Genomic DNA, 12,134 nt, shown 5'->3' with positions numbered 1-12,134 from the left:
ACGCGGGGCGTGCGCGAGGGGACGGAGGCCGGCGAGGGGTCCGCGTCCGAACGGCTGCTGTTCGGCGGGCCGTTGCTGTACGACGCGCGCTGGGCCGACCACCACAACGCCTACTTCGAGATGTCGCTGTGGGCGATGGCGCTGCAACTGCCCCGCATGGTGGCGTTCACCGCGCGCCTGGCCCTGCGCGCCGACCGCCGCGCGCTGTGGACCGTGGGCCTGGGCGAGCTGGTCCGGGGCATCGGGCAGGCCGTGGGACTGATCGCGGTCAACAGCGTGCTGGCGACCGTCCTGGCCGCGGGGACGATCGGCCACCGGGTGCAGTCCGCGGTCCCCGCCATGATCGGCGTCGCGGTGACCGGGGTCGTGGGCGCGCTGGCCGACGCCGCGTCCACGGCCGGTACCGGCCGGCTGGAGCCCAAGGTGGAACGGGTGGCCACCGAGATGTACCTGGCGCGGGTCGCGCGGGTGGAGCTGGCGGCGATCGAGGACGCCCGCTTCAACCGGCTGATGGACTCCGCCCAGTACGGAGCGGGTTCCGCCCGCCGCATGGTCAAGGTGTGCACGGGAGTGATCGGTTCCCTGGTGAGCTTCGCGGCGGCGGCCGGCGTCCTCACCGTCCTGCACCCGGTGCTGCTGCCGCTGCTGATCCTGATGACCGTCCCCCGCTCCTGGGCCTCGCTGCGCAGCGCCCGCGCCCGGTACGCCAGTTACCTGCGCTGGATGCAGCACGCCCGGGCGGGCCGGCTGCTGACGCAGACGCTGATGCGGACGGGCCCCGCCGCGGAGATCCGCGTCCACGACGTCGGCCCGTTCCTGCTGCGCCACTTCCGCGCGATGGCCGAGGCGTCCGAGGCCGAGCAGTCCCGGCTGGCGACCGGCCGGGCCCGGGTCCGGCTGCTGGCCTCCGCCCTGACCGGGCTGGCCGCCGCCCTGACGTACACGTCGCTGGGCGCGCTGCTGGCCACGGGCGTGATGTCGCTGTCCATCGCGGGCACGGCCGTCCTGGCCATCCGCGGCGGCGGGCAGAGCCTGACCGCCCTCGTCCTCCAGGTCAACAACCTGTACGAGGAGTCGGCCTACGTCGGGGACCTGGAGCGGCTCTTCACGGAGGCGCGGAAGTACACGATCCCGTCAGGCGGCGAACCGGTGCCGGACAAGGTGTCGTCGATCCGCTTCGAGAACGTCACCTTCCACTACCCGGAGGACGACGACGGGCAGGACGACGACGGGCAGGGCGGGGCGGAGAAACCCGCCGAGCGCAAACGGCCGGCCCTCAAGGACGTCACCCTCGACATCCCGGCCGGCCGGATCGTCGCCCTGGTCGGCGAGAACGGCTCGGGCAAGACGACCGTATCGAAGCTGCTGGCCGGCCTGTACCACCCGGACGCGGGCGCCGTCCGGTGGGACGGCGTCGACGCCCGCACCCTGGACCGCGACCGGCTGTGGTCGCGGATCGGCATGGTCGGACAGGACTTCCACCGCTGGCCGTTCACCTGCCGGATGAACGTCGCCGTCGGCCGCCCGGACCGGCCGGTGGACCAGGCGGCGGTGGAGGAGGCCGCCGCGTACACCGGCGCCGACACGGTGGTGGCGGAGCTGCCGCACGGCTGGGACACCCTGCTGTCGAAGGGCTACCGGGGCGGGCACCAGATCTCCGGCGGCCAGTGGCAGCGGCTCGGCATCGCCCGCGCCCGCTACCGCGACGCGGACATCCTGATCGTCGACGAGCCGACCTCCGCCCTCGACGCGCGCGCGGAGCTGGAGGTCTTCGAGCGGATCCGCAAACTGGCGGACGGCGGGCAGACGGTCGTCCTGATCACCCACCGCCTCGCCTCCGTCCGGCACGCGGACCTCATCCACGTCCTGGACAAGGGCGAGTTGGTCGAGTCCGGCACCTTCGAGGAACTGCTGCGCCCGTCGGCCGCCGGCCTCTTCCGCGAGCTGTACGAGATGCAGCGCGCCCAGTACCAGGACGTGCGGGTGCCGGGGCGGCGGATGCCCGACGACGCGGAGGAGGGCAGCGCGGCGCGGTGAGGGGCGCGGCGGCGCCGGGGGTTCGCGGGCGAGCACCCCGGCGCCGTCGCCATACCGTTGCCGTTTCCGTTGCCGTTGCCGTCGCTGTCGCGGTCGCCGCCGTCGTCAGGAGGCGGGTTCCAGCGCGGCGTCGACGAGGGCCAGTTCCTCCTCCGTGAAGGTGAGGTTCCGGGTCGCGGCCAGGCTGTCGTCGAGCTGCGCCGTACTGCTGGCCCCGACGATCACGGAGGTCACCGTGGACCGCAGCACCCACGCCAGCGCGAGCTGCGCCAGGGTCTGGCCGCGCTTGACGGCCACGTCGTTCAACGCCCGCAACCGGACGACGAGTTCGGGCGTGACGTCGGCCGAGGTGAGGAACGGGCTGGCGCCGGCCGCCCGGGAACCGGGCGGGATGCCGTCGAGGTAGCGGTCGGTCAGCAGGCCCTGGGCGAGGGGCGAGTAGACGATCGCGCCGACCCCGAGTTCGTCGAGCGCGTCGAACAGTTCCTCCTCGGGGGCGCGGTCGAGGAGGGAGTAGCGGGGCTGGTGGAGGAGGAGCGGGGTGCCGAGGTCGCGGAGGATGCGGGCGGCCTCGCGGGTCTGCTCCGGCGGGTAGTTGGAGACGCCGGCGTAGAGGGCCTTGCCCTGCCGGACGGCCGTGGCCAGGGCGCCCATGGTCTCCTCCAGCGGGGTGCCGGGGTCCGGGCGGTGGGAGTAGAAGACGTCCACGTACTCCAGGCCCATGCGGCGCAGGCTCCGGTCGAGGGAGGCCAGCAGGTGCTTGCGGGAGCCCCACTCGCCGTACGGGCCGGGCCACATCAGGTAGCCGGCCTTGGTGGAGACGACCATTTCGTCGCGGTGGGCGCGCAGCCCGCCGTCGAGCACCCGGCCGAACGCGGTCTCGGCCGCTCCCGGCGGCGGGCCGTAGTTGTCGGCCAGGTCGAAGTGGGTGACGCCGTGGTCGAACGCGTGGGTGACGAGGGCGCGCTGGGTGTCGAGGTCGCGGTCGGTGCCGAAGTTGTGCCACAGGCCGAGGGAGACGGCGGGGAGCTTCAGTCCGCTGCGGCCCGCGCGGCGGTAGGGCATGGTGGCGTAGCGGTCGGGGTTGGCGAGGTACAAGGCAGACCTTTCCGTGGTTCCGGCCGGGTCTCCAGCTTGGCCGACGCGGACGGCCGCCACCAGCACCCCGGGCCGGGGGCGGCGGGGCCGTGCGAAGGCGGGCGGTCCCCGGGGCCGCGCCCGGGGCTCACGCCCGGCGGCTCGCCGCCTTCGCGCCCCGGCCGTCGGGCTCGGTGTTCTTCACGAAGGCGGCTCGTTCGTCGGCCCGGCCCCGCCGCAGGACGCGGCCGAAGGTCTCGGCGTACGGGTGCGGGTTGGCGCGGGGGTAGGCGTAGGTGAGGACGGCCTCCGGGGCGCCCGTGAGCGGCAGGTACAGGATGTCCGGGTCCGGGTGCTGGGCGGCCACCGACACCGGGAGCACGCCGACACCGCGCCGGGCGGCGACGGCGTGCAGGTACTCCTCGATGTTGGAGGTCTCGGCGGCGATCTCGGGGGTGGCGTCGGCCGGCCAGTCCCGTGGGGTGAGGGTGCCGCTGACCGTGTTGACGACGAGACAGCGCCGCCCGAGGTCCCGCCAGGTGACCCGCTCGCGCACGGCCAGGGTGGAGTTCCGGGAGACGGCCGCGATGCGCGGCTCGCGCAGGATCTCGGTGGTGACCAGCCGCGGGTCGTGGACGGTCCCCCAGAGCAGCGCCGCGTCGACGGAGCCGTCGCGCAGCCCGGCGGTGCGGTCGTCCCGGCGCACGGTCCGCACCCGGACGAGGTGCCGCTCCTCCAGCACGGCCTGGGCCCGGCGGCCCCGCTGGAGGGGGAAGCCCCAGGCGTAGCCGAGGCGCAGCGACGACTGCGGTTCGGCGGGCCGGAGCGCCGTTTCGAGCTGCGGCAGGAGGAGTTGGAGATCGTCCCGCAGGCGGTGCCCCTCCTCGGTGAGGCGGGGATGGCGGGTGCTGCGGTCCAGCAGCGTCCGGCCCAGCTCTTCCTCCAGGCGCCGGATGTGCCGGCTGAGGGTGGGCTGGGAGATGCCGAGCCGGTCGGCGGCCCAGGTGAAGTGCTGTTCCTCGGCCAGGGTGAGGAAGTACCGCAGGTGACGGAGGCCGATGTCCATGGGGGTCATGCTAGGCGGCCCCGCCTCCGGCCCTTGCCCCTGGTCCCGGTGGTTTCCCCAGGTCAGGACGGTGTCGATGTCGGCTCCTCAGATCGTCGGGTGGCGCCGCGCACCACGGTCAGGTGCAGGGCGAGGGCGAGCAGCGTGAGGGCTCCCGTGCAGTACGGCAGGGCGCCGGGGGAGGTGCCGAACCCCAGGACGAGGCCGCCGAGCGCGGAGCCGATGCCGCTGCCGAGGTAGACGGCGGAGCTGTTGAGCGAGACGGCGACCGTGGCGTGCCGCGGCTGGGCCGCGATCAGCTGGTGCTGCTGCGGCACCTGGACGGCCCACCCGGCCGCGCCCCAGACGACGAGCGGGACGACCGTCAGGGCCACGGCGGTGTGGGCGGCGGCGGGCAGGGCGAACTGGGCGGCGGCGATGAGGGCCAGGACGCAGGTGACCGCGGCGAAGGGGCGGCGGGTCCGGTCGACGACGGGTCCGATGAGCAGGCTGCCGACGATGCCGCCCGCGCCCCAGGCCCACATGGCCCAGACCGTCCCGTCGGTGTGGGCGGCGTCCTCCAGGAACTCGGCGAGGTAGGTGTACAGGCCGAGGCTGGAGACGCCGCCGAGCAGCGAGACGGTGACGATGCCGGCGACCCGGCCGCCGGCGAGGGCGCGCACCCGCTGCCCCAGCGGCGGCGGAGCGCTCACCTCGACGTCCGGCAGCCGGACGACGCCGATCAGGGCGACCGCGCCCAGCGCGGTGATCAGCCACAGTGTGCCGCGCCAGCCCATGTGCGACGCGAGGAGCATGCCGGCGGGGACGCCGACGACGGTGCCGACGCTCAGTCCGCCCATGACGGTGGCGAGTGCGCGGCCACGCCGTTCGGGGGAGGTGAGGCCGGCCGCGGTGGCGGCGGCGATGGGCGAGTACACGCCCGCGCCGACGCCGGCCACCGCCCGGGCGATCAGCAGGACGCCGAGGGTCGGGGCGAGGGCGGTCAGCGCGTTGCCGAGGGTGAAGACCACGAGCGCCACGCCGAGCACGGTCTTCGCCGGCCGCGCGGCGAGGAGTGTGGCGAAGACCGGGCCGCCCAGCGCGTAGCAGAGCGTGAACACCGTGACCATCTGTCCGGCCGAGGACGCGGAGACGTCCAGGCCGTCCGCCACCAGGGGCAGCAGTCCGGCCATCACATAGGCGTCCACGCCGAGCGCGAACGTGCCGAGCGCCAGCAGCGGGATGAACGCGCGGCGGCGGTCGCGCGTGGGTGGGGTGGTGGGTTCGGTTGTCTGTGTGACGCTCATCCGGGGCGTTCCAAGTCCTTTTCGTCGATGGCCGGTTCATTGGTGACCGGCCGACGGCTCGGCGGTCCTGTCGGGGGGCGCCGTGGCCGTACGTGCTCCCCCGCAGCGGCGGGTGGCACGACGAACCGCCGTTCACCCGACGGCTTCACACGTCGTCGGAGGCGAAGCCGGTGGGGTATGGATGGCATTTACATACAGTGGGCCGCGCTCCCGCAAGCGGGGCTTCCGCATCTCACATGCGGCATCTGTATGACGCCACGTCACGGCGGCGGACGGCGACGGCCACTGAGACGGCGGTCACACCGGCGGGGGGCGGGGGGGGAGCGGACTCGGACACTGGTGAGGACCTGCGGGGACAGCGTCTTGATCACCGTGTCGGTCCGGCGGACCTGCCGCGGCGTCTCCGGGTGACAGGCCGGCGCGGCGCCGAGTCGTCGCGGCCGGCCCGGGCCGCCTGGGCGGGCATCTCCCGGCGGCGGCCCGGCCGGCGCCGTCAGCGGGGCGGTGGCCGCCGGGGCATCCGAGTAGCCGCGGTGAAAGGGCGGGAAGACCGCGCCGTCACGGGCGGCCGCGAGACACAGCCGGGCACGGCCGGTGCCGCGCGCCGTCCGGAGACCGCGGAGCCCGTAGAGGCCGCGCCGGACGGCGGAGGCTACGGCGGCCGCCGGACGGCGCCCCGGCTGCCGGAGAACACGCCGAACCGTCAGAAACCGGACGCGTCACAACGCTTCGCCGTCGTCCTTGATGCGCACGGCCTCCTCTTCGGCGGAGAGGCCGTCGGTCGTGCCCTCCTGGGCGTACACGTCCTGGTTGCGCGGGCGGTCGGGGTCGGGCTCGTCGTAGAGCAGCCCGGCGGGCTCCTCGTCGCCGGCCTCCGCGCCGGGGGCGGGCTCGTCGGGTTCGGGCTCGTCGCGGGCGGGCCGGGTGGGTCCGGCGAGGCGGGCGGGGTCCGCCTCGGGCTCCTCCTCGTCCAGCCGTTCGTCCAGTGGCCGACCTTCCCGCAACTCCTCGGCGGTCGGCCGCTCCTCGGTGACGGCGGTGGGGGTGTCCCCCGGTACCGGCATCCGCTGGGGGTCGCTCGACCGCTGCTGTTCCGGCGTGCCGTCCTGCAGGTCGGGGATGCCCTCGTCCTCCGGGGAGGCGCCGGGGTCGTGGGGGGTGGTCACGAGGTCTCCTTCCCTTCGGGTCCTTCGGGGTTCTCCTTGGTACGGCCCTTCCGGCCGCGTTCCCCGGGCGGGCGGCCGTAACCGGGCGGCGGGTCGACCTCGACGGGCGGGTGCCACGGGCCGCGCCGCACTTCCTCACCGGGCTGCAGTCCCTCGACGGGGCCCTCCGCGATCTCCGGCTGCTGTACGTCGCTGCCGGCCACGTTCGGCGTGTCGCCCTTGCCGATCGGCGCGGGCCGCGCGCGCGGTGCCCCGCCCTCGTCCCGCCGCCTCCCGCTCCGCTCGCCCTGCCGCTCCGGCTGCCGGGCGCTGTCGTCTGCCTGCATGACGTACGTCCTCCGTTCCTTCGCGTTCTCGGGACACGGTCACCGGCGTCCGGCCGGCCCTGCGGGCGCCGGCGCCGGCTCGGTGACGATCACGCGCCTGCCCGCGCAGGGCGGCCCCGACGCCTTCCGAGCGCCTTCGTTCGCCTGGCGAGTAACCCCTGGGGCGCGGCGTACGCAAGGCGGCTCCGTCAGTGGGCTTACGCCACTCGGGTGGGTCAGAGGCGGAGGCGCCGCGCTGTTCCATCGGGACGTGGTGCTCGCCGGTGGGCGGCGCCCGTGCGCCCAGCCCGGGAAGGCGCGGGAGCCGCCTCGCCGCCGGCCCCTTGCGGCACGGGACCTGCGCCGGGTGCGTGGGCTACTCGGTCTCCGGCCTCCGGGCCCGGACTGCGAGGTCGACGCGGCGGAAGGCGTCGTCGGAGTCGAGGTCCCAGAATCTGACGGTGCGGTCGTCGCCGCCGCTCATCAGGGTCTTTCCGTCCGGGCTGAAGGCCAGCGGCCCCACTTTGTCGGTGTGCCCGGTGAGGGTCAGCGTCGGTTGCCCGGTGCCGATGTCCCACAACTGGATGGTGTGGTTGTCGTCGGCAGCGGCGAGGGTGCGTCCGTCAGGGCTGAAGGCCAGCGCTTCAAGGCCGGTGAGGGAGCGGCGGCGCAGTCTGGTGGCCCGGAGCGTGAGCGAGTACGGCCGACCGGGCGCGGCACGGACCTGCCATACCGCGATGCTCTGGTCGCTGAGGGTGGCGGCCAGCCGGGTGCGGTCCGGGCTCAGGCTCAGCACGAGCCCGACACCCACTCCCGTCGGGAAGGGGGAGTCGGCCAGAGGTCGTCCGGCCGCGTCGAGCAGTTCGAGTCTGTCCCCGTGGGGTCTGGCGAAGAAACGACCTTGGGGATCGGCAGCCAGTGCCCTGGACTCATGATCGTGAAGCTGGTTCAGCAGGCGCCTGGTGCGCACGTCCCAGATCCTCGTCACACCGAGGTCGTTCGTGCTGAGCACCTCGTCCGTGCCGGCGAAGGCGATCGAGCGGCCCCATTCGTGGTCTTCGTTCTTGACCTCGACCGGCAGCCGCCACAAGCCGCCGGTGCGGATGTCCAGCAGCCACACCTGCGGGGAGTCGGTGACGATGCCGAGCGTCCGGCCGTCCGGTGAGAACGCCACCCGCCACACCCTGCCGTCCGGCAGCGGCAGTCGGCGCTGCCGGACCAGGCGGAGGTACCGGCCGTCGCGTGCGTTCGGCCGTCGGCGCCATACGCGCACGATGCCGTTGTCGTCTCCGGTGCCCAGCAAGGTGCCATCCGGGCTCGATGCCAGACCGCGCACCCGGGCCGCCGGCGAGAAGATCCGCTCTGGTCCGGTCATGTCCCACAACACCGCGTTGCCGTCCATGCCGACGCTGGCCAGCCAGTGCCCGTCCGGGCCGAACGCGACGCCGAAAGCACGGTCGGTGTGACCGGTCAGCTTCTCGGTCATCGCTCCCGTCTCCGCGTCCCACAACTGGACACTGTGGTCGTAGGAGGCGGTGGCCACCAGTTTTCCATCACGGCTGAAAGCGGCGTCGAAGACGGCGTCGCCCGCGGACAGACGGTGCTTGTCGCGCCCGGTCGGGACGTCCCACAACACAGCGGTGTGATCGTCGCTGGTGGAGACCAGCGTCCGGGAGTCCGGGCTGAAGGCGACATGGATGACGGAGAATCTGTGTACGCGGGGAAGCAGACGCGGCTCAGCGCCGCCGTCCCGCCGCCACAGCCGGATGTCCTGGTCACGGGCGCACGCGGCCAGAGTGCTCCCGTCCGGGCTGAAGGCGACCCCGAGGACCGGGCTGTGCAGGTACCGAGGCCGGGTCCGGAACCTGCCCGAATCCGTGTCCCACTGCCGTACCGCGCCGTCGTTGCCGGCGGCGGCGAGGGTTGCGCCGTCCGGGCTGAACGCCAGCGCGTTGACATCATGCGCCTGTTCGGAAATCGCCCGGATCCAGTGCGGCGCCCTCGGATCGGTCACATCCCATTCGTCGATCCGCCGGCCGGTGGAGACCGCGAGCAGGTGACCGCGCGGGGCGAAGGCGAGCGGGCCCGGCGCGCCCTGCGCGATTCCGCCGAAGGGTTCGCGGGCGTACGCGGGGTCGGGTGGGGAGAGTGGAGCGCCGCCGGTGCCGGGAGCCAGGGTGGCCGTCTTCCGCCGCCGGTCAGGCTGGAACAGGCTCACCCGTCCGTTGGTACCGGCGGTGGCGAGCACTCCCGACTGCGGGTCGAAGGCCAGGGTCCACTGACTTCGCTGCCCGGTCGGCATCGCCCCGGCGAAACGCGAGCCGGTCGCGGACGCCAGCGCGGCGGCGGCGCCCGGGGCCGAGCGGTCTCGCGCGTACGCGGAAGTGACCAGGGAAAGGCCCAGCTCCGGCTGCTGGTCGGCGGAGATGTTCTCGTAGCGTGCCATCAACGCGGCCGCGGTCGCCTGGCGGGATGCGTGATCCGCCCGCTGGTACAGGACGAAGCCGACCCCGCCGGCGATCAGGAGCAGGGCGAGCAGCACCGCCTGTCCTGTCACCAGCGCCCGCAGCCGTCGCCGTCTGCGCTGTTCGGCCCGCCGCGCGGCCTCCTCCGCCGTCGTGGAGGCGGCGAGGAACTCGGTTGCCAGCGGGCTGAGTCCGAACCGCTCACCGTCGACATCGGCCCAGGAACGGGCCGGAGCCAGGCGGGTGCCCCGGTAGAGCAGGGCCGCATCCCGCCGCTCGGCCGCCCAGCTCACGGCGTCCTGTTCCAGTCGTTGGTGTGTCACCAGGCCGGAGCGGTCCTGTTCGATCCACTCGCGCAGCCGTGGCCAGGCGCCCAGCAGGGCTTCGTGGGTGAGTTCGACGGTGTCCGCGGTCAGGGTGAGCAGCCGGGCGGCGGCGAAGCCGTCGAGCAGCCGCTGCACGCAGACATGGTCGGGCAGCGCGGCGAACAGCTCGGCCCGGCCGACCCGCCGTCGGGTGTCCTGGCCGTCGGGACCGACCCTGACCAGCCGGACCAGCACCTGGCGTGCGATGTCGTGCTCGCTCGGGTGCACGCCGGCCCAGGCGCGCTCGGCGGCCTGGGCGACGGAACCGCGCAAACCGCCGGTGAGCCGGTAGCCGCGCAGGGTGAGCCGGTGGCCGGTCCGCTGCTGCCAGGTGGACAGCAGCACATGGGAGAGCAGCGGCAGCGCGCCCGGCTCGGGGCGGTCACCGCTCTCCCAGTCCCGCAGCCCGAGGTCCCTGAGCAGCACATCGAGCAGGCCCTCCTCCAGCTCCAGGCCCGCCGCCTCGGCCGGCTTGCGGATGGCGCGGGCGAGCTGCGGCGGCGTCATCTGCGGAAGGACCAGCTGATGCCTGCGCAGGGGGCCGAGGAGGTCCGGATGATCGAGACAGTCCTGGTAGAAGTCGGCCCGCAGGCCGAGGACCGCGAGCATGACCGGCCCGCCCGGCACGGCAGCGGTGGCGGCGCGCAGGGCGCCGAGGAAGAGAGCCCGCTGCCGCCGGTCGGTGACCAGGGTGAAGACCTCTTCGAACTGGTCGACGACCACGGCGAGTCTGCGTCCGTCCGGCAGCTGCCGGAGGAGCGTGTCCCGGAACGCCTCCGGTCCGGCCTCGGCGGCCTTCCGGAGCCCGGCCGGCTCGCGTCCGAGGGCTCCTGCCAGAGCACGGGTGAGCGCGGTGAGAGGAGCACCGGTCGGCGTGAGAACGGCCACCGGCCACGTGTCCGAGCCGGGCAGCGCGCCGTCGGCCAGTGCGGGGAGCAGGCCGGCGCGCAGCAGCGAGGACTTCCCGGCCCCGGACGCACCGAGCAGGATCAGCGGACCGTCCCCGTCCAGGCAACGGCCGAGTTCGCCGACCAGCGCCGCCGTGTCCTGCTCCCGGCCGAAGAACCACCGGGCATCGTCTGCCTGGTAGACGGCGAGCCCCCGGTACGGGCACGGAACCTTCGCAGCGGTCTCCGCCTCACCGGCCGCCTGTGCGTCGGCGGGCGAGTCGGTCGCCTGCTGCCACCGCGCACGCCAGTCGGCCACGTCGTACAGGCCCGGTACGACCGGCCGGGAGCGGGCTCGGCGCGCTTCCCCGATCAGTACGGTCAGGACGGCTGCCAGGGGCTCGAACCGGGCGGGTACCGCTCGCCCGCCGCGCCAGTCGCTGATCCGCTGGGCGGGGACCCGGATCGGGCGGCCGTCCGCGCCGGCCGGGCGGCCGCGCGCGACCGCGGCGGACACACTGCGCAGCAGCGGCTTGCCCGCTTCCCGGTACAGCAGGTCGAAGCGCTCGGCGAAGGCCCGGCGCGGTCCGGGGGTCCCCTGCCCATCGGTCACGGACCCAGTTTCCCGGTACGCGGCCGGCCGGCGGTCCCTCGCTCGGGCCACGCCGCGGGCCCACCGCGTCCTGACCTCCGGATGCCGCGCGGAGCCGGAGGCTCGGATATCACCCGAACGAGGTCCCGCTCCGGACCGGAACCGTTCCGGACAACTCCCCACCCCGCTCTGACGTGCGGCTTCTCCGGACGGCCCGGCTGACCGACTGGGCCGGCGGTGATCACGGCGTCAGCGTGTGGGCCAGGCCGGACCCGCCGGCCGCACCACCACCAGGAGGAATCCGTGTCACGTTCCCACCGCTGGTCCGTCCCCGCTCTCGCAGCGGCCGCCCTGCTCGGCTCGGTCACGCTCACCGGACCGACGCACGCCACCGCACCACAGGCAGGAGCCATCCCCGCGGCGCCGGCGATCACCCGGCACGACGAGATCGAGCGGGCGAGGACCTGGCTCGTCGCACGGGGCGGCAAGCCGGTGCCCTACAGCCGGGACCTGATCTGGAAGGACGGCTTCCGCCAGGACTGCTCCGGCTACGCCTCCATGGCCCTGAAGTTGCCCCAGCCGGGCCCGAACACCGTCGCCCTGGCGAACGACGGCTGGACGACCCCCATCGCCATGCCCGCCCTCGGCCAGGGCGACCTGGTCATCAAGGCCGGCAGCGACTCGGCGAGGTTCCGCCACGTCGTGATCTTCGACCACTGGGCCGACGCCGCCCACACCAAGTACTGGGCCTACGAGCAGGCCGGCGGCGCCGGCACCCGGTACACGATCCACGACTACGGCCTGACCGGCGGCGACGGCTACCACGCGGCCCACCCCCGGAACCTCACCGACTGACGGCACCACCGCGTACTCGACAACCACACGAAC

8 protein-coding genes are annotated in these 12,134 nt (G+C 74.1%); 2 read left to right on the top strand and 6 right to left on the bottom strand.

Going from position 1 to position 12,134, the window contains the following annotated elements; all coding sequences use genetic code 11:
* Positions 1-9 precede the first annotated feature (9 nt).
* Complete coding sequence (locus J7W19_RS27945) at positions 10-2,037, top strand: ABC transporter ATP-binding protein (RefSeq protein WP_004939008.1); 2,028 nt, start codon at positions 10-12, stop codon at positions 2,035-2,037.
* A 105-nt stretch (positions 2,038-2,142) separates the two neighbouring features.
* Here J7W19_RS27945 and J7W19_RS27940 read toward each other — a convergent pair whose 3' ends face one another.
* From J7W19_RS27940 to J7W19_RS27915, 6 genes are all read right to left on the bottom strand, one after another.
* Positions 2,143-3,135 (bottom strand): aldo/keto reductase, encoded by a 993-nt coding sequence (locus tag J7W19_RS27940; RefSeq protein WP_040887619.1) that lies wholly within the window; start codon positions 3,133-3,135, stop codon positions 2,143-2,145.
* A gap of 127 nt (positions 3,136-3,262) precedes the next feature.
* The gene (locus tag J7W19_RS27935) at positions 3,263-4,180 is read right to left on the bottom strand and encodes a LysR family transcriptional regulator (RefSeq protein ID WP_158688718.1); all 918 of its coding nucleotides are present in this window, start codon (positions 4,178-4,180) and stop codon (positions 3,263-3,265) included.
* A gap of 62 nt (positions 4,181-4,242) precedes the next feature.
* The gene (locus J7W19_RS27930) at positions 4,243-5,466 is read right to left on the bottom strand and encodes an MFS transporter (RefSeq protein WP_004939012.1); all 1,224 of its coding nucleotides are present in this window, start codon (positions 5,464-5,466) and stop codon (positions 4,243-4,245) included.
* A 719-nt stretch (positions 5,467-6,185) separates the two neighbouring features.
* Positions 6,186-6,632, bottom strand: a complete 447-nt coding sequence (locus tag J7W19_RS27925) for a DUF5709 domain-containing protein (protein ID WP_004939014.1) — start codon at positions 6,630-6,632, stop codon at positions 6,186-6,188.
* Positions 6,629-6,958 carry a hypothetical protein gene (locus J7W19_RS27920; RefSeq protein ID WP_004939016.1) on the bottom strand — a complete coding sequence of 110 codons (330 nt, stop codon included), beginning with the start codon at positions 6,956-6,958 and terminating at the stop codon, positions 6,629-6,631. Before J7W19_RS27920 ends, J7W19_RS27925 begins: the two co-directional genes overlap by 4 nt.
* 355 nt (positions 6,959-7,313) lie before the next feature.
* Complete coding sequence (locus J7W19_RS27915; protein ID WP_004939019.1) at positions 7,314-11,267, bottom strand: nSTAND1 domain-containing NTPase; 3,954 nt, start codon at positions 11,265-11,267, stop codon at positions 7,314-7,316.
* A gap of 282 nt (positions 11,268-11,549) precedes the next feature.
* Between J7W19_RS27915 and J7W19_RS27910 the strand changes: the two genes are divergently transcribed.
* Positions 11,550-12,101 (top strand): hypothetical protein, encoded by a 552-nt coding sequence (locus J7W19_RS27910; RefSeq protein WP_004939022.1) that lies wholly within the window; start codon positions 11,550-11,552, stop codon positions 12,099-12,101.
* The last annotated feature ends 33 nt before the right edge of the window (positions 12,102-12,134 follow it).

The sequence above is a fragment of the Streptomyces mobaraensis NBRC 13819 = DSM 40847 genome (assembly GCF_017916255.1).
In the GTDB taxonomy this organism is placed as follows: domain Bacteria; phylum Actinomycetota; class Actinomycetes; order Streptomycetales; family Streptomycetaceae; genus Streptomyces; species Streptomyces mobaraensis.
The sequence above is the reverse complement of the archived record's forward strand: the minus strand, read 5'-3'. Positions and strand labels throughout refer to the sequence as shown.

Coding starts and splice junctions, on each gene's coding strand:
- J7W19_RS27930 (WP_004939012.1), bottom strand. CDS start 5,466: ATGAGCGTCACACAGACAACCGAACCCACCACCCCACCCACGCGCGAC.
- J7W19_RS27920 (WP_004939016.1), bottom strand. CDS start 6,958: ATGCAGGCAGACGACAGCGCCCGGCAGCCGGAGCGGCAGGGCGAGCGG.
- J7W19_RS27935 (WP_158688718.1), bottom strand. CDS start 4,180: ATGGACATCGGCCTCCGTCACCTGCGGTACTTCCTCACCCTGGCCGAG.